This is a genomic window from Chryseobacterium gleum, from assembly GCF_900636535.1.
Lineage (GTDB): Bacteria > Bacteroidota > Bacteroidia > Flavobacteriales > Weeksellaceae > Chryseobacterium > Chryseobacterium gleum.
In genome coordinates, this window is record NZ_LR134289.1 from 1,881,110 (window position 1) to 1,897,626 (window position 16,517).

Consider the following 16,517-nt stretch of genomic DNA (forward strand, 5'->3'; position numbering starts at 1 on the left):
TAAATATAAAATAAAGTGAATTATGCTGATTTAATACCAGGTTGAGTCGATAATTCTGTCCTGCTAGCCAAAAAATTATGCTGTTAAAAATTGACAAGCAAAACGAAACATCATTCCTTATTGATATTAAAATAAAACGCTCATACTTTCTGCTGAGAAATCAAGAAGAGCCTCTGTATTTCCTTCTTTGATCTTCTGTACCCATTGGTAATCCTGAAGAATAGCTCTTCCTACGGCAACAAGATCGAATTCCTCATTATCCAGCCTTCTGATCAGCTCTGTAAGATCTGATTTTTCTGTTCCCTGCCCTGCAAAAGCATTAAGAAAATCTCCGTTTAAACCAACCGAACCTACTGTAATGGTTGGCTGTCCGGTAATTTTTTTAGCCCAACCGGCAAAGTTTAAGTCAGAACTTTCAAATTCAGGTTCCCAGAAACGACGCTGTGAACAGTGGAAAATATCCACACCAGCTTCTTTTAATGGTAATAACCATTCTTCCATTTCGTTTGGAGTGAATGCCAGTCTGGTTTTATAATCCTGCTGTTTCCACTGTGAAAGACGGATGATAATGGTAAAGTCTTCTCCTACTGCTGCTCTGATCGCCTTAACCACATCAATAGCAAATCTGCTTCTTTCTTTTAGTGTTTTACCACCATACTCATCTGTTCTTGTATTGGTTACTTCCCAGAAGAACTGGTCGATCAAATATCCGTGAGCCCCATGAATTTCAACACAATCAAAACCAAGATCTTTTGCGGATTTTGCAGACGCGGCAAACTGTGTAATGGTATCCTGAATATCTTCGATGGTCATTGTAGAAGCTTTTTCCATAGGAACCAGAGGATAATCTTCAGACATTCTTGTATCTCCTACGTGCCAGATCTGAGGTCCCATTTTGCCTCCGTTATGATGTACAGTATCGATTACATTTTTCCAGCCGTTTAAAGCTTCTGTTCCATAGAAATCCGGAATATTCTGCATATTCTTTGATCCCGGTCTGTTGATCACAGTTCCTTCAGAAAGAATCAATCCAACCTCTGAAGCAGCTCTTCTTCCGTAATAATCTGCAATATTCTGCGTAGGAACTCCATTGTCAGACTGTGCTCTGGTCATAGGAGCCATTACGATTCTATTCTTAAGCTGTAGATTTTTATATTGAAACGGTTTAAATAATGATGATGTGTTCATATTTAAATTTATATTTTATAATTGTTACACAAAGTAACTAATAATAGTTCACTTTTGTATCTTTTATTAAAAAATAGTGGTAACTTCGCAGTAACTTACATTAGTAACATCAAAGTAACATATGAAACATCATCTCATATGTCTTTTTAAAATAAAGATCTCTCTATGAAAAAGAATGAATTAATGCAATACAGCTGCCCTCTTGGGAAGGCAATGGCCGCTTTGGGAAGTAAATGGAAGCCTATTATTGTTCTGGTGATTAAAGACAGGAAGTTGCGTTTTGGAGAACTGGCAGTACGCATTAATGTCATTTCCAGGAAGGTATTGACCGATCAGCTTAGAGAAATGGAAACTGATGGACTTGTGATTCGTGAAGAGTTTAAAGAACTTCCTCCGCGTGTGGAATATTCACTTACAGAAAAAGGGCTGGCTTTGCTGCCTATTCTCTATTTGCTGGAAGAATGGGAAGCAAAATATCAGGTGAAGGGATCACATGATGACAAAGATTGTGTATTTTTAAATGAAAATGTGAAAAATAAGAAGGCGGTCAATGTTTGATAGCTTTTTGCTTTTTAAAACAATACTGAAAATCATTTCTAATTATCCGGCTTACTTTTTATAAATAAGGATAAAACAAAAAATGTGCTTAAAAACATCATAAACTGAATCAGTAAAATAGGCCATATACTGGGATCAGTATATCTGCAGACAAAACTCAAAACTGACACAGGAAATGTTATCAGCAAGGCATATAAAGTCCATTCACCGTATAATGGATCACTGCCGTAAGCTGAACATACTGCTAATGTTCCGGTTACTACATACAGTATCGAAATAATGAGTGCCCATTTTCTGGACTTCAAAAATGAAGTTATTTTTTTCATTTTTTTTATTTATATAATTGAGCACTTTCGAAAAGGTAAGTATATCACCAAAAAGTAAATATATAAGTTCTGAAATCTTTCTGATACAAATTTGCAAAAAAATTCATTATAAATTACTTTGGCTGAAGAGGCTAACAAACAAAAACCGCTCCCAAAAGGAAGCGGTTTTAAAATTTATCTGAAATCCCAATTAGAATATCGCAGGATATTTCTGAGGATTTGATTCATTAAACATAGCGTAGATCTTTTCTACCATATCGTCTGCAGACGGCTTGCTGAAATAGTCCCCATCACTTGCATAGGCAGGTCTGTGATCATTGGCAGAGATCGTCAACGGATCTGAATCCAGATATCTGAATGCTTTCTGCTTTTCAAGGATCTGTTGTAGAATGTATCCGGTAGTTCCTCCTTCCACATCTTCGTCAATAACCACTAATCTATTGGTTTTCTTAACACTCTCCGCAATTTCGTGGGATAAATCGAAAGGAATCAACGACTGAATATCGATAACTTCTGCAAAAATTCCTAATTTTTCCAATTCATTGGCAGCCTCAGTCACAATTCTCCATGTAGAACCATAAGTTACCAGAGTAACGTCTTTTCCTTCTTTAGTAACTTCAATTTTACCTACAGGAACTGTGAATTCACCTAAGTTATCCGGTTGCTTTTCCTTTAATCTGTATCCGTTCAGACATTCTACAATGATTGCGGGTTCGTCAGCCTGAAGCATCGTGTTGTAGAATCCTGCTGCTTTTGTAAGGTTTCTAGGTACCAATACCAGAATACCTTTTGAAAGGTTCAGGATCCCTGCCATTGGAGAACCCGAATGCCAGATTCCTTCTAATCTGTGCCCTCTTGTTCTGATGATCAATGGAGCTTTCTGACCTCCTTTCGTTCTGTAGTGTACCGTTGCCAGATCATCGCTCATTCCTTGTAAACAGTAAAGAACATAGTCTAAATACTGGATTTCAGCGATGGGTCTTAAACCTCTCATCGCCATACCAATTCCCTGTCCAAGAATCGTTGCTTCACGAATTCCGGTATCAGCGATGCGCAAGGCACCATATTTTTCCTGCATACCTTCCAACCCCTGGTTCACGTCACCGATATTTCCGGTATCCTCTCCAAAGATTAAAGTTTCAGGATATTTTTCAAAAATTTTGTCGAAGTTATTTCTGATCACTACTCTTCCATCTACATCTTCGGAACTGTCAGAATACACAGGTTTGATTTCCTGAACATTTTCAGCTTTCCATTGAGACTGAGAATATAAGTGAGAAGAATAGTTGTCCTTTTCAACAGCAGCCAATTCATTGTATTTCTGCATCAGTTGAGCTCTTTCTGCAGAATTTGTTCCTCTTGTCGCCAATAAAGCTTTTCTTACCAGATGGAAGATATCTTTTTTCGCTTTTGAAACCAACTTGTTGAACTGAGCAATATAAGCTTCCACTTCAGCATTCTGTCCCTTAAGGTTTTCAACTAAAGGTAAAAGAGACTGGGTAAGTTCTGAAATGGCTTTCTGATAATTTTCCCATGCTGTTTTCTGACCTGCTTTTGCTGCTTTTTTAGCTTCTTCATCAATGGCGTCCAGTTCTTCAGCAGTAGCAATTACTTCTTCTTTCCCATCAATTTCGATAGAATAATTTAAGATCCATTCTTTGAATTTCACTAGTCCATCAAACTCAGCCTCCCATGCAAGACGTGCTTCGTTTTTATATCTTTCGTGAGATCCGGAAGTAGAGTGCCCCTGAGGCTGGGTAACATCAACTACGTGCACTACCACCGGTACACTTTCTGTTCTTGCAAAATGTTCTGCCTTTGCATAGGCATCCAGTAGTGCAGGATAATCCCATGCTTTCACCTGGATAATTTCACATCCCTGGTTCTCCCCTTCTTTTCTCTGAAAACCGCTTAACATTTCACTGATATCAGCTTTTGCTCTCTGGTTTTTGGTAGGAACTGAAATTCCGTACCCGTCATCCCAGATGGAAACAATCATAGGAACCTGCAGTGCACAAGCGGCATTAAGAGTTTCCCAGAAATGTCCTTCTGCTGTAGAAGCATCTCCAATGGTTCCGAAAGCAATTTCATTACCTTCTCTTGAGAATTTTTCTGACCCGTCAAATTTTACACTTTTATAAATTGTTGAAGCCTGAGCCAATCCCAATAATCTTGGCATCTGACCGGCTGTAGGAGAAATATCAGAAGAAATATTTTTCTGAGCTGTCAAATCTTTCCAGCTCCCGTCTTCATTTAAACTTCTTGTTGCGAAATGCCCGTTCATCTGTCTTCCGGCTGAAGCAGGTTCTCTTTCCACACTTGTATCTGCATACATCTGTGCAAAGAAACTTTCTACCGTCAGAGCATTTATTGCCAATGCAAAAGTCTGATCCCTGTAATATCCTGAACGGAAGTCTCCATTTCTGAAAACTTTCGCCATTGCAAGCTGAGGAAGTTCTTTTCCATCCCCAAAAATTCCGAATTTAGCTTTTCCTGTGAGCACTTCTCTTCTTCCAAGATAAGACATTTCACGGGAAATCCTTCCTAACCTGTAATCCCCAAGTATCTGATTTTTAAAATCTTGAAAGGATATTTGCTGTGTTTCAATATAGGTTGTTTGCATAGCTAAGTAAAAAAGTTTTTAATCTTCAAGTATTTTGCTAATATACACTTTTTAAATTAATTTTAATTTTTAATAATCTTTTTTAAAAATTTGATAATAAAAAAAATTGTGCTTTATTTTGAGAAAAATTGTAAAAGATGGAAAAAAAGTCGCCTCACATTTTGAATGCATCCAGCAATCTTTTAGGATTTTCACTGATTATTATTACCTCATTAAAAATCTCTAAGATCAGTCAGAGTACATATTTGGACGAATTTGCAGGATTTGCCTGTATCCTTTTTGCCTGTAGCTGCTTCTTTTCCTTCCTGGCCATCAGAACAAAAAGCGAAAAGCGGGAATATACGTTTGAGAACATTGCGGATTATTTATTTTTAATAGCTTTATTTTGTATAGTTCTGGCCGTTATTATTGTAACCCTGAAAATAATTTAATTTAAAATTTTCACTTAATTGCCTAATCCGGAAAATAAATTAAGATCTCTAAGCACCAAAATCCGGCAATATTGTGATCTTTAACTCTTATTGGATTTTGAATATAAAAAGAAAGTGTTCTGTATACACTTTCAGCTTCCTGAAAACATATACAAAACACTTTACTTGTTTTTAATTGTAATGTAAAGATAGAATTATATCTTCTGTACTGTTACATTGGTAACATTTCCACTTCCTGTAGATCCTGTTTCTGTTGCAATAATTGTAGCATTTTGATTGGGAGCCGCAGTAAAACGGATCTGATAGCCTGCTGTAGGAGCAACAATTACAGTTGTATAATTCATCAGCTCACCTACCGTTCCTGAAGAAGCAATTGCATTGTAATGACTTCCCCTTCCCAGGTAATTGGCATCTGGTACAGGTCTTATACCGATAAGCAGCTGGCTATCTGCAGGCATATTGGTAAAACTTGCCTGTAAGGTTACCAGATAATTCCCGGCCTGATTAAGAGTTAATACTCCAGTTCCTGCATTATAGGAATAGAACGGAGAAGTTGCTACTGGTGTGGAAAATAGTAAAGTTGTAATGGTAGAAGCACTGATGTTCTGGTTAGCTGCTAAACGTGCATGAAACAGTGAATAAGCAGTAAAATCGATAGTCTTCAGTACTCCGGTAGCATCAGCTACAACAACCCTGTCAGTCCCTCCAATACCTACATTCGAATTAATATTACGAATACGGGCATTTCCAGATGCTACATCCAGTTTTTCGGTCGGAGCAATAGTCCCAATCCCTACCCTTGCACCTGAAGTAATACTAAAATCATTATCCTGTTGAGCTGCAGAAGGAGCTCCCGTCACAGGATTGTCTTTAGATCCATCGATGTGAAAAGTTGTCTGGGGGTTTTGAGTTCCTATTCCGACTTGTGCGTACGCAAGAAAGCTTGAACTGATAGCACATGCTATCATCATTGTTTTGATTTTTTTCATTATTTGTTGTTTTTTGTAATAACAAATAAACAACATTTATCTTGAAAATCAATGAATTATTAACAAATATTTTAAATGAATTTGTAAAATATTAATATACAGCAATTTACTATTACAAAAAATAAAAATAATCACAACTCCTTGGGTTATTGAAAGATAGAGTTATTTATTTTCAGTAATAAGAATACTTTTATATAATGCAGGATTGAAGGAAATAGAGAACAAAATGTCAGGATTGATAAAAAAGTGTTACTGTCAGAATTTCCTTTCAATAACATAATCCAGCATGATATGCAGCGATTTTCTTGCTTCAGAATCTGGAAATTCATTGAGGATATCTTTTGCTTTCTGCTGAAAATCCTTCATAACTGTAATAGCATATTCCAGGCCGCCGGAGCTTTTTACAAATTCTATAAGCTCTTTTACCCGTTTTGGATTGTTATTATAACGCTTTATGGTATCGAAATAATATTTTCTATCCTTCTCGTTCGCTGTTGTAAGAGTATGGATTAATGGAAGGGTCATTTTCTGTTCTTTAATGTCAATTCCAACCGGCTTGCCGATGACGTTTGAACTTAAATAATCAAAAAGGTCATCTTTAATCTGGAACGCCATCCCCGTAAAGGTCCCGAAATCCATCATTTTTTTGGCTAAGGCTTCATCCGCATTGTTAGAAAGAACACCTATTTCGCAACAGGCCGCAATCAGCGTGGCAGTTTTCTGACGGATAATTTCATAGTAAACATCTTCCGTAATATCCAGTTTCCTGGCTTTTTCCAGTTGAAGAAGCTCTCCTTCTGACATTTCACGGATGGTTCTGGAAATGACTCCAAGGAGATCATAATCTTTATGGTCTGTAGATAGTAAAACTGATTTTGACAGAAGATAGTCTCCAACCAAAACAGCTATTTTATTTTTCCACAACGCATTGATTGAAAAGAAATTACGACGTTTAAAACTTTCATCCACTACATCATCATGCACCAGAGTAGCTGTGTGGATCAGTTCAATCATAGAAGCTCCGCGGTAGGTCTTCTCCGTTACTTCACCCACCAGTTTCGCACAAAGAAATACGAACATGGGACGCATCTGCTTTCCTTTCGTGGTAACAATAAAACGGGTTACTTTATCCAATAAAGCTACTTTACTCTGCATTGATTCATAAAACTTCTGTTCAAAAAGTTTCATTTCATCATTGATCGGTCGTTTAATCTCTTCTACAATGTTTGCCACAATCTGCGATACTGGGTGAATAATTATTAATTCTCACAAAGATAATTTTTTTCGCTCAATTTTAAGATAAAATTAATCTTTGAGTTTATCTTTCGGAATAAAATAAAATGAAGGTTTTGTACTTCCCAACGGAGATCTGAATTTTTCTCCTGAAATATAAATTCCCGATTCGTCTGCGCTTATCCCTTCAATTTGTCCCAGTGCAAGCGCGGTTCCGAGGTAATAATGTTTTGGCTTTTCTTTAAAAAATATTCCGGGTTCCGTTTCTGTAAAAATATCTAAAAAGACTTCTGTTTTCTTAGTATATCCTATCAGATAAAGCTTTTTATCAAAATAAGAGGCATCTGTAACTACAAAACCTGTTTTATAGGTTTCTATTTTTTCTGCTTTTTGCAGTTCTGAGATTTCAGGATCTACGATATAATGTGAGGTTGCTTTTGAAACCCATTCTTTGGTAAATATATGCAACTTTCCGTTCAGATAAATCATGGCCTCTGCATCGAAATCATTCTTTATATTTTTAGAAATGAACTCAGTCTGTTCGGGATAATAAAACTGGATTTTCGTTCCATCAAGGGCTCTTTCCGAACCTGGAATTTTAATGACATTAGACTCATCGAGACGTTCGTATGGAACTTTGTAAATCATCAGATCCTTTCTTGTCCCGGTATTGTTTCCGAAATCTCCTATATAAAAATTTTCTCCGTCATTGGCTAACGCTTCCCAATCTGTATTGATTAAATTGGTTTTCAGTGTCCTGATAATTTCTCCGCTTTTTTTATCGATTTCAAAAAGTTCGGCAGGATTTCCACTATCATTGAACGTATATAGTTTTCCGTTTAAAATATTCAGTCCTGAAGTCTCTTCAATCTTATCATTGAGATAATTGACTCTGTATTTTTTAATTTTCAGAAAATCCGTCTGTTGAGAAAAAGCAGATTGGATAATGATTAGGGTGAAAATCAGAAAGAGTTTTTTCATAAGACAAAATTAGGGTTTTATTCTGAGCTGGTGAGTTGGAGGGTAAGAGTATTTGAGAGCCTGAACGAGATTTCGTGTTTGGGGATCAAATTGGAGGTGAGAGTCTAGATTCCTACAGAATGGACAAACTAAGCACATTATCCATCCATCCACTTTTGTATGAATCTAAAAGCCTTGAATGTTAATTCTAAAATAGAAAAACGGACCAAAATAGCCCGTTTTTCACTTAGATTTCTATTGATTTAAATCAGAAGTTAAGCCGTTTTCTGCTCTTTCTGATTTTGCTGTTGTTCTTTTCTTTTAGCCTGTTTTGCAAAATACTCTTTCTGGTATTGCCTTACTGTTTTTCCGGTTCCGTCATGCCTCCATCCCGGCGAATTGAAAATATAATTGATTCTGTCTGTGAATTTTAATCCCGGTTGCTTAAGGTCTTTCCATATTTTTCTCCATTCATAAAAAAGAACCGTATCTGGTCTGTTATCCGGCATCTTTGGATAAATTCCGTATTTCACAGGTACATTGGGGTCTTCTTTCTGAAAGGTTCCGAATATTTTATCCCAGATAATCAGGCACATTCCCATATTCTTATCAAGGTATTTTACATTACATGCATGATGGACACGATGGTGAGAAGGCGTTACCAGAATATGCTCTAAAAACCCCATGCTTTTCACTGTCTGGGTATGCACCCATGTTCCATACACCTGCCCGATTGCATAAGCGACCATAATATGCCACGGATTGAATCCTAAAAAGGCAAGCGGTGAGAAATATAAATATCTGTAAAGAGGCTGCAGCACAGGGCTTCTGAATCCTGTTGTAAGATTGAAATATTCTGAACTGTGGTGCGTAATATGAACAGCCCAGAATGCTCTGGAACGATGATCTACATAATGGAGCACATAATAGGCAAAATCTGTAATTACAAAGCACGCCAGTAAATACCAGATACTAAGATCCCATGAGAAAATCCTGTGGTGGTAAAAGAAAAACATTACACCCATGGCAAATGCTTTCATGATAAGGTCAAGGCCAAAGTTCATCAATGCAAGATAAACATTAGTTGCAAGATCTTTCCCACTATATAACTTAGCTTCTGAAACGTGGCTGTAAATCATTTCAGCTAAAATAACTGTAGCATGCAATGGGATAGCCCATGCATATACATTTTCCAGCCCGTCCTCGCTCATAAGAAAATCCATCATCACAAAATAATTTGTGCAAAGGTAGGGTTTTAACCTATTTTTTAAGAAAGTTTTAGACTTTTTTTAAGGAAATTTTAATCTGTAGTTTTATTGGCCAGCTGTCCGCAGGCTGCATCAATATCACCTCCACGGCTTCTTCTGACCATTACAGTAATCCCTGCATTTTCAAGCTGACGGATATAGTTTTCTTCCGCCTGTTTATTGCACTGATCATATTTTCCATCCCCGATAGGGTTATATTGAATCAGGTTAACTTTTGAAGGAACCTGTTTGCAATATTTAATTAGAGCTTTGATATCCTCATCACCGTCATTGATGCCTTTCCATACACAGTATTCAAAGGTGATAACAGAACCAGTTTTTTGGTACCAGTACTGAAGCGCCTCCATAATATCCGTCAACGGAAATTTATCTGAGAAAGGCATGATCTCATTACGCTTGGATTCGATGGCAGAGTGAAGGGATAAGGCCAGCTTCACACGCAGCTCATCATCTGCAAGCATTTTAATCATTTTAGGGATACCGGATGTAGAAACGGTAATTCTCCTCGGAGACATTCCCAATCCTTCCGGCTGGGTAATTTTTTTGATGGCTTCCACTACGTTTTTGTAATTCATCATCGGCTCTCCCATTCCCATAAATACGATATTGGAAAGCGGTCTGTCGAAATACATTCTGCTCTGGCTGTCAATCAGGGCAACCTGGTCTACAATTTCAGCAACTTCAAGGTTTCTCATCCTTTTTAGTCTTGCTGTAGCGCAGAATTCGCAGTTTAAGGAGCATCCTACCTGTGAAGATACGCAGGCTGTAGTTCTTGTTTCTGTAGGAATAAGAACAGACTCCACCATCAGTCCGTCATGAAGTTTCACTCCGTTTTTGATGGTTCCGTCAGAACTTTTTTGAAGAAGGTCTACGGAAACAGGATTAATGGTATATTCTTCCGAAATTTTCTCACGAAGTGATTTTGAAAGATTCGTCATTTCGTCAATTGAATGGAGGTTTTTGCTCCATAGCCAGTCATAGACCTGCTTCGCACGAAACGGTTTTTCTCCTAAAGACACAAAATAGTCTTTAAGCTGGTCTAATGATAATGTACGGATATCTTTCATTTCAGAAATAGGTTGCAGATTTTAGATGTCAGGTTGCAGATACTATTACCTGCAACCTGTTACCTATTATCTTTTTTATAGAATTAACATTGCGTCACCGTAAGAATAGAATTTATACTTTTCTTTTACGGCTTCTTCATAAGCGTGCATTACGAAATCTCTTCCGGCAAATGCAGCAATCATCATGATCAAAGTAGACTTCGGTGTGTGGAAGTTGGTGATCATTGAGTTAGCCACTCCAAATTCGTGAGGAGGATAAATGAACTTATTTGTCCATCCGTTAAAAGCAGAGATTTTTTTATTTGAAGAAACTGAAGTTTCCAATGCTCTCATGGTAGTAGTACCTACTGCACAAACTCTTCTGTGAGCTTCTACCGCTTTGTTGATAATAGCAGCATTTTTCTCATCAATGATGATCTCTTCAGACTCCATTTTATGCTTGGAAAGATCTTCTACCTCAATCGGGTTGAAAGTTCCCAATCCTACGTGAAGCGTAACTTCAGCAAAATTGATTCCCTTGATCTCTAATCTCTTCATCAAATGCTTAGAGAAGTGAAGACCTGCTGTAGGTGCAGCTACTGCTCCTTCTACTTTTGCGTAGATCGTCTGGTATCTTTCTGCATCTTCAGGCTCTACAGCTCTTTTGATATATTTTGGAAGCGGAGTTTCTCCCAGTTCTTTTAATTTAGATCTGAATTCTTCGTAAGAACCGTCGAATAAGAATCTTAATGTTCTTCCTCTTGAAGTTGTGTTATCAATAACTTCAGCTACCAAAGATTCATCTTCAGTGAAGAATAATTTGTTACCAATTCTGATTTTTCTTGCAGGATCTACCAAAACATCCCAAACTCTGGTTTCTTTATCAAGCTCTCTTAATAAGAAAACTTCAATTTTAGCCCCGGTTTTTTCTTTGTTTCCGTAAAGACGTGCAGGGAAAACTTTTGTATTGTTGAAGATGAACAAATCCTCTTCATCAAAATAATCCACTACATCTTTGAATAATTTGTGCTCGATAGTCTGTGTTTTTCTATCAAGTACCATTAATCTCGCTTCGTCTCTGTGCTCTGATGGGTGTTCTGCCAATAATTCTGCAGGAAGATCAAAATTAAAATCTGATGTTTTCATTTTTTAAATTACGGTTTAAAAATTACTGAAATTACAAGGTGTAATTTTCGGAGTGCAAATATACGACATTGAACACCCCTTTGTCAAGTATTATTTACAATCAGATATAAAACCGTGATTTTACGGGGAGTTTCAAGGCACAAAAAGAGTATTTTTGGGAAAATTAAAATTCAATATGGAATCTGTAAGCAAATATACTTCATTGATAATCCGTATCCTGATCGTTATACATTTGAAATATTCAACTGAAAAAGCCAAATTATTTAAAAACTAAAATAAAAGATAAATAATAATGAAGACAACAGGAAGAAGATGAAACGTACCTGGCAAACATTCCCAATTGGATAATCTGAAGTAACAAAAGAGCTTATCAATCCGACAAACTAAAATAATAACACTATAAAAGTAAAAATATCATTATGAGCAAATATTCAATAGAAGCATTTATCAACGAAACAAAAGAAAATCCACAGCAAAGAGATTATTTTGAGCTGGAAACAAAACACCTTCTGGAAATCAATCTAAATAATCAGGCAGTATGGACGAAAAGAGGAAGCATGGTAAGCTATGTGGGAAACATCAATTTTGAAAGACAGGGAATGCTGGCTGGCGGAATTGGAAATCTTCTAAAGAAAGCTATCAGTGGTGAAGGAGCCAGGCTGATGAAAGCAGAAGGTACAGGAAAACTGTATGTAGCCGATTCCGGGAAGAAAGTCCGTATTCTTTATCTGAATAATGAATCTGTCTGCGTGAACGGAAATGACGTTCTTGCCCACGAACAAAGCGTAAAAAGTGATATCACAATGCTGAAAAGTATCGCAGGAATGATGTCCGGTGGTCTTTTCCAGGTAAGACTTTCAGGAACAGGACATATCGCCATTACCACGCACGGAGATCCATTGACCTTGTTGGTAACTCCTGATACACCAGTATTTACAGATCCGAATGCTACTGTTGCATGGTCCGGAAACCTAAACCCGGAACTGAAAACCAACGTTTCTTTCAAAAGCCTTATCGGAAGAGGAAGTGGCGAAGAGTTCCAGATGAAATTCTCAGGACACGGATGGGTGCTGATTCAGCCTTACGAAGAAGTGTACTATATGGAGAAATAAAACAAACAACTTAGAAGAGATCCGGAGTTTCCGTAATAATTAACATTATGGAAACTTCTTTCTGTTTCTTCCCGCGCTCCTCAGATTTTATATTCCATCAAGTACTCAAACCCTCAATTCTCTAACTCTCCAATCAAATCTCAGCCCCTTATCCATCGCCATTTACAAAAGTTTTAATATATTTAGGAAAAAAATAGATGGACAATAGCAACTCCCGCAGGAACTTTCTTAAGACAGCAGCTTTAGCAGGCTTTGGGGCACTGGTTTTACCCAATTCTTTATTTGCCTATTCCAATGATTTTAAAACAGATAAAAAGGTCCGCGTTGGTTTTATTGGCGTCGGTCTTCGTGGGCAGGAACATGTAAAATTACTGGCAAAACGTAATGATGTAGAGATTGTAGCATTTGCAGATCCGGAGAAAAGAATGCTTGCTGCATCTCAAAAAATACTAAAAGACAATAATAAACCGGCTGCTCAGGAGTTTTCCAACGGAGAATATGACTACCGGAATCTTTTAAAATTAAAAACAATAGACGCCGTTGTTATTGCAACACCGTGGGAATGGCATCTTACCCAAGGTGTGGAAGCCATGCGTGCTAAAAAAATTGTGGGCATGGAGGTTTCAGGAGCCATAAAGCTTCAGGACTGCTGGGAATTTGTAAAGGTTTACGAAGAAACGAAAGTTCCTATCTTCATGATGGAAAATGTTTGCTACCGAAGAGATATCATGGCTATTCTGAACATGGTCCGTAAAGGGATGTTCGGGGAATTGGTGCATGGAAGAGGCGGCTATCAGCATGATCTGAGAGGTGTTCTTTTCAATGACGGAGTTACTCCATACAATTCCGGTGCTGAATTCGGAGAAAAAGGATTCAGTGAAGCAAAATGGAGAACCGAACATTATGTAAAACGTAACGGAGAGCTTTATCCTACCCATGGATTAGGTCCGGTTGCCATGATGATGGATATCAACAGAGGAAACCGTTTAACCAAACTGTCTTCATTCTCATCAAAATCTGTAGGACTCCATAAATACATTGTTGAGCATCCAAAAGGTGGAGAAAATCATCCGAATGCCAAAGTCAAATTCAACCAGGGAGATATTGTAACCACCCAGATTGCCTGTGCCAACGGCGAAACCATCCTTCTTACTCATGATACAAGTTTACAGAGACCTTATGATCTTGGTTTCAGGGTTCAGGGAACTGAGGGATTGTGGCAGGATTTCGGATGGGGAGATTTTAACCAGGGACATATTTATTTTGAAAAAACAATGAATCATACCCACCGCTGGGACAATACGGAAAAATGGATGAAAGAATATGATCATCCGATATGGAAGAAGTTTGAAAGCACTGCTGCAGGAGCAGGACATGGTGGAATGGATTTCTTTGTGATGAATACTTTTATAGAATGTATCAAACGAAATATAGAATTCCCTATGGATGTATACGATCTGGCGCTGTGGTATTCAATTACCCCATTGAGTGAAGAGTCTATTGCCAAAGGAGGTCAGGTAGTTGACATCCCTGATTTCACCAACGGAAAATGGAAAACCCGTAAACCTGTATTTGGAATGACCGATGAGTTCTAAGAAGACATTACTCATACTTGCAGGCGGATTAGGAAGCAGGTACAAAGGACTTAAACAGGTGGATGGAATACTCGGTAACGGCTCACCGATTCTTGAATATTCTATTTATGATGCCCTGGAAGCTGGTTTCCAGAAAGTGGTTATTATTGTCAACAAACTGATTCCCGAAAGTTATATTGACAGGCTCAGCCATATTTCAAAAACTAAAAATTTTGAGCTGCATTGGGTATACCAGGAGATAGACAGCATTCCTATTTCACTGGAAGGTTTTGATTATCCAGACCGTGAAAAACCATGGGGAACTGCTCATGCTGTTCTCTGTGCCAAATATTCGATACAGGAGCCTTTTGTGATGATCAATGCGGATGATTTTTACGGAAAAGAAGCCTATCGGCTGGCTGCTCATGAAATCAACCAGCATCATATTTCAGATACACAGCTGGGAATGATTGCTTATCCTGTGGGCACAACATTGAGCGGTAACGGAGCCGTAGCAAGAGGAATATGTACACTTGATTCAGAAAATTACCTGATCAGAATAGAGGAACAAACTTCTATTCAAAGAATAAATAACTCTATTGTTTACATTAAAAACGGAGAAAATATAAAACTGGATCCGGAAGCACTGGTATCCATGAACTTTTTTATTTTCCATCCTAATATCTTCTGTTATCTGGAAGCTTATTTCTATGATTTTATTGAATCTGACCCTCTGCCCAAACAGGAATTTTATATTCCTTCCGCTGTACAGAGGATGATGGACGAAGAAAGGGTAAAGGTGAAGGTAAAAGCTTCTCCTTCTCAATGGATGGGCGTTACATATGCCGATGATAAAAAGGATATTAAAGATTTTCTGATTTCAGAGATCAGCAACAACAGATACCCGGAAAATTTATGGAGCTAAACGATATTGTTTTTGAATTTATCGGTACAGATCATTATGATCTTACTCCTGTTACTGACGGGCTGATCAATACCACTTACCTTCTGGAAGACAAAGATCAGGGGAAAAAGTTTATCCTCCAGAAAATTAACCATCATGTGTTCAGGCAGCCGGAGGTGATCGTTAATAATCATTTAATGATCAATGACATTCTCAGGGCCAACAACTATCAGTTTGAAATTATTGAACCTATTCCCTCACCAACCCATAAAATTCTTATAAAAGATTCGGATGGCCATCCATGGCGCATGCTCAACTTTATAGAAAACAGTGTTACCTTTCTTACCGCTCCATCGTTACAAACGGCTTTTGACGCGGCTAAAACTTTCAGTTATTTCCTTAACACCGTAAATAATACGGAAAAGCTGCCTGCCATTGAAGATCCGATCCCAGGCTTTCTCAATTTTGAAAAAAGAATTGCAGATTATAAGGGCTCGCTAAAAAATGCAGCACCCCATTTAAAAGAAAACGCAAAAGCTGAAATAGAAATCACCAACGAGTTTCTGTCTTTACCTGATCAATGGATAGAAATGGAGAAAAACGGTCATATTCCTAAAAGAATTATCCATGCAGATGTGAAAATCAGTAATATTCTCTTCGATCAGGAGCATCATCCTTTAGCGGTAATTGATCTGGATACTACGATGGTTTCTACTATTTTGTATGATTTCGGGACGATGATTCAATCCTATACCAATACAACCCATGAAGATGACGGAAGTGCCATAAACAACTTCAACCCTGAAATGTATAAAGCGGTAAAAGAAGGTTTTCTGTTCCATTTAAAAGATAAACTGACCCCAGCTGAAACTGAAAATCTTGACTACGCCGCACAGGTCACTATCTATATTCAGGAACTTCGTTTTTTAACGGATTATCTGAATGGTAGTATTTATTATGCTACGAAATATCCAGAGCATAATTTAGACAGGACAAAAAACCAGTTAGAATTGTTGAAAGGATTGAGAGAATACTTAGGATGTGAGTGATTTTAAGGGATTGTAATTCTTTACTAAGGATTAAATACAATAGTTTAGATTCCTACGGAATGACAAAGTGTGCGCATAAATAAAGTGCTCTGTTTGTCATTCCGTAGAAA

The 16,517-nt window shown here is 37.6% G+C and carries 15 protein-coding genes; 6 read left to right on the forward strand and 9 right to left on the reverse strand.

The genetic code is table 11. The annotated features are described in order from the left end of the window. Positions 1-126 precede the first annotated feature (126 nt). On the reverse strand, positions 127-1,188 hold the full coding sequence (locus tag EL165_RS08670) for an NADH:flavin oxidoreductase (RefSeq protein WP_002977796.1): 1,062 nt from the start codon (positions 1,186-1,188) through the stop codon (positions 127-129). 165 nt (positions 1,189-1,353) lie between these two features. Between EL165_RS08670 and EL165_RS08675 the strand changes: the two genes are divergently transcribed. Next, on the forward strand, positions 1,354-1,746 hold the full coding sequence (locus EL165_RS08675) for a winged helix-turn-helix transcriptional regulator (RefSeq protein WP_002977795.1): 393 nt from the start codon (positions 1,354-1,356) through the stop codon (positions 1,744-1,746). Between the two features lie 38 nt (positions 1,747-1,784). Here EL165_RS08675 and EL165_RS08680 read toward each other — a convergent pair whose 3' ends face one another. Beyond that, positions 1,785-2,072: a hypothetical protein gene (locus EL165_RS08680; RefSeq protein ID WP_002977794.1), complete on the reverse strand. Its 288-nt coding sequence runs from the start codon at positions 2,070-2,072 to the stop codon at positions 1,785-1,787. Between the two features lie 190 nt (positions 2,073-2,262). Continuing rightward, positions 2,263-4,695, reverse strand: a complete 2,433-nt coding sequence (locus EL165_RS08685) for an alpha-ketoacid dehydrogenase subunit alpha/beta (RefSeq protein ID WP_002977793.1) — start codon at positions 4,693-4,695, stop codon at positions 2,263-2,265. A 137-nt stretch (positions 4,696-4,832) separates the two neighbouring features. Here EL165_RS08685 and EL165_RS08690 point away from each other — a divergent pair, with 137 nt between their 5' ends. Further along, entirely contained in the window at positions 4,833-5,126 is a 294-nt protein-coding gene (locus EL165_RS08690) for a hypothetical protein (protein WP_002977792.1), read from the forward strand. Between the two features lie 194 nt (positions 5,127-5,320). On the opposite strand, the gene EL165_RS08695 is transcribed toward EL165_RS08690, so the two are convergent. The 6 genes from EL165_RS08695 to queA form a co-directional block, all read right to left on the reverse strand. Next, on the reverse strand, positions 5,321-6,115 hold the full coding sequence (locus EL165_RS08695; protein WP_050791109.1) for a hypothetical protein: 795 nt from the start codon (positions 6,113-6,115) through the stop codon (positions 5,321-5,323). A 255-nt stretch (positions 6,116-6,370) separates the two neighbouring features. Beyond that, entirely contained in the window at positions 6,371-7,348 is a 978-nt protein-coding gene (locus EL165_RS08700) for a polyprenyl synthetase family protein (protein ID WP_002977789.1), read from the reverse strand. Between the two features lie 72 nt (positions 7,349-7,420). Further along, on the reverse strand, positions 7,421-8,329 hold the full coding sequence (locus tag EL165_RS08705) for a hypothetical protein (protein ID WP_002977788.1): 909 nt from the start codon (positions 8,327-8,329) through the stop codon (positions 7,421-7,423). Between the two features lie 254 nt (positions 8,330-8,583). Then, entirely contained in the window at positions 8,584-9,534 is a 951-nt protein-coding gene (locus EL165_RS08710; protein ID WP_041461423.1) for a sterol desaturase family protein, read from the reverse strand. A gap of 74 nt (positions 9,535-9,608) precedes the next feature. Beyond that, a complete protein-coding gene (rlmN, locus tag EL165_RS08715) occupies positions 9,609-10,643 on the reverse strand; it encodes a dual-specificity RNA methyltransferase RlmN (protein ID WP_002977786.1) in 1,035 nt (344 codons plus the stop codon). 75 nt (positions 10,644-10,718) lie between these two features. Then, positions 10,719-11,768: a tRNA preQ1(34) S-adenosylmethionine ribosyltransferase-isomerase QueA gene (queA, locus tag EL165_RS08720; RefSeq protein WP_002977785.1), complete on the reverse strand. Its 1,050-nt coding sequence runs from the start codon at positions 11,766-11,768 to the stop codon at positions 10,719-10,721. A 419-nt stretch (positions 11,769-12,187) separates the two neighbouring features. Here queA and EL165_RS08725 point away from each other — a divergent pair, with 419 nt between their 5' ends. From EL165_RS08725 to EL165_RS08740, 4 genes are all read left to right on the forward strand, one after another. Then, the gene (locus EL165_RS08725) at positions 12,188-12,880 is read left to right on the forward strand and encodes an AIM24 family protein (RefSeq protein ID WP_002977783.1); all 693 of its coding nucleotides are present in this window, start codon (positions 12,188-12,190) and stop codon (positions 12,878-12,880) included. Positions 12,881-13,077: 197 nt separating this feature from the next. Continuing rightward, positions 13,078-14,475: a Gfo/Idh/MocA family protein gene (locus tag EL165_RS08730; protein ID WP_002977782.1), complete on the forward strand. Its 1,398-nt coding sequence runs from the start codon at positions 13,078-13,080 to the stop codon at positions 14,473-14,475. Further along, positions 14,465-15,379, forward strand: a complete 915-nt coding sequence (locus EL165_RS08735; RefSeq protein ID WP_002977781.1) for a sugar phosphate nucleotidyltransferase — start codon at positions 14,465-14,467, stop codon at positions 15,377-15,379. Before EL165_RS08730 ends, EL165_RS08735 begins: the two co-directional genes overlap by 11 nt. Continuing rightward, positions 15,370-16,407, forward strand: coding sequence for a phosphotransferase enzyme family protein (locus tag EL165_RS08740; protein WP_002977780.1), 1,038 nt, complete (start codon positions 15,370-15,372; stop codon positions 16,405-16,407). Before EL165_RS08735 ends, EL165_RS08740 begins: the two co-directional genes overlap by 10 nt. The last annotated feature ends 110 nt before the right edge of the window (positions 16,408-16,517 follow it).

What these genes read in the sequence shown, in the direction of transcription:
- EL165_RS08670 (WP_002977796.1), bottom strand. Translation starts at nt 1,188, where the DNA reads ATGAACACATCATCATTATTTAAACCGTTTCAATATAAAAATCTACAG.
- EL165_RS08675 (WP_002977795.1), top strand. Translation starts at nt 1,354, where the DNA reads ATGAAAAAGAATGAATTAATGCAATACAGCTGCCCTCTTGGGAAGGCA.
- EL165_RS08680 (WP_002977794.1), bottom strand. Translation starts at nt 2,072, where the DNA reads ATGAAAAAAATAACTTCATTTTTGAAGTCCAGAAAATGGGCACTCATT.
- EL165_RS08685 (WP_002977793.1), bottom strand. Translation starts at nt 4,695, where the DNA reads ATGCAAACAACCTATATTGAAACACAGCAAATATCCTTTCAAGATTTT.
- EL165_RS08690 (WP_002977792.1), top strand. Translation starts at nt 4,833, where the DNA reads ATGGAAAAAAAGTCGCCTCACATTTTGAATGCATCCAGCAATCTTTTA.
- EL165_RS08695 (WP_050791109.1), bottom strand. Translation starts at nt 6,115, where the DNA reads ATGAAAAAAATCAAAACAATGATGATAGCATGTGCTATCAGTTCAAGC.
- EL165_RS08705 (WP_002977788.1), bottom strand. Translation starts at nt 8,329, where the DNA reads ATGAAAAAACTCTTTCTGATTTTCACCCTAATCATTATCCAATCTGCT.
- EL165_RS08710 (WP_041461423.1), bottom strand. Translation starts at nt 9,534, where the DNA reads ATGATGGATTTTCTTATGAGCGAGGACGGGCTGGAAAATGTATATGCA.
- rlmN (WP_002977786.1), bottom strand. Translation starts at nt 10,643, where the DNA reads ATGAAAGATATCCGTACATTATCATTAGACCAGCTTAAAGACTATTTT.
- queA (WP_002977785.1), bottom strand. Translation starts at nt 11,768, where the DNA reads ATGAAAACATCAGATTTTAATTTTGATCTTCCTGCAGAATTATTGGCA.
- EL165_RS08725 (WP_002977783.1), top strand. Translation starts at nt 12,188, where the DNA reads ATGAGCAAATATTCAATAGAAGCATTTATCAACGAAACAAAAGAAAAT.
- EL165_RS08730 (WP_002977782.1), top strand. Translation starts at nt 13,078, where the DNA reads ATGGACAATAGCAACTCCCGCAGGAACTTTCTTAAGACAGCAGCTTTA.
- EL165_RS08735 (WP_002977781.1), top strand. Translation starts at nt 14,465, where the DNA reads ATGAGTTCTAAGAAGACATTACTCATACTTGCAGGCGGATTAGGAAGC.
- EL165_RS08740 (WP_002977780.1), top strand. Translation starts at nt 15,370, where the DNA reads ATGGAGCTAAACGATATTGTTTTTGAATTTATCGGTACAGATCATTAT.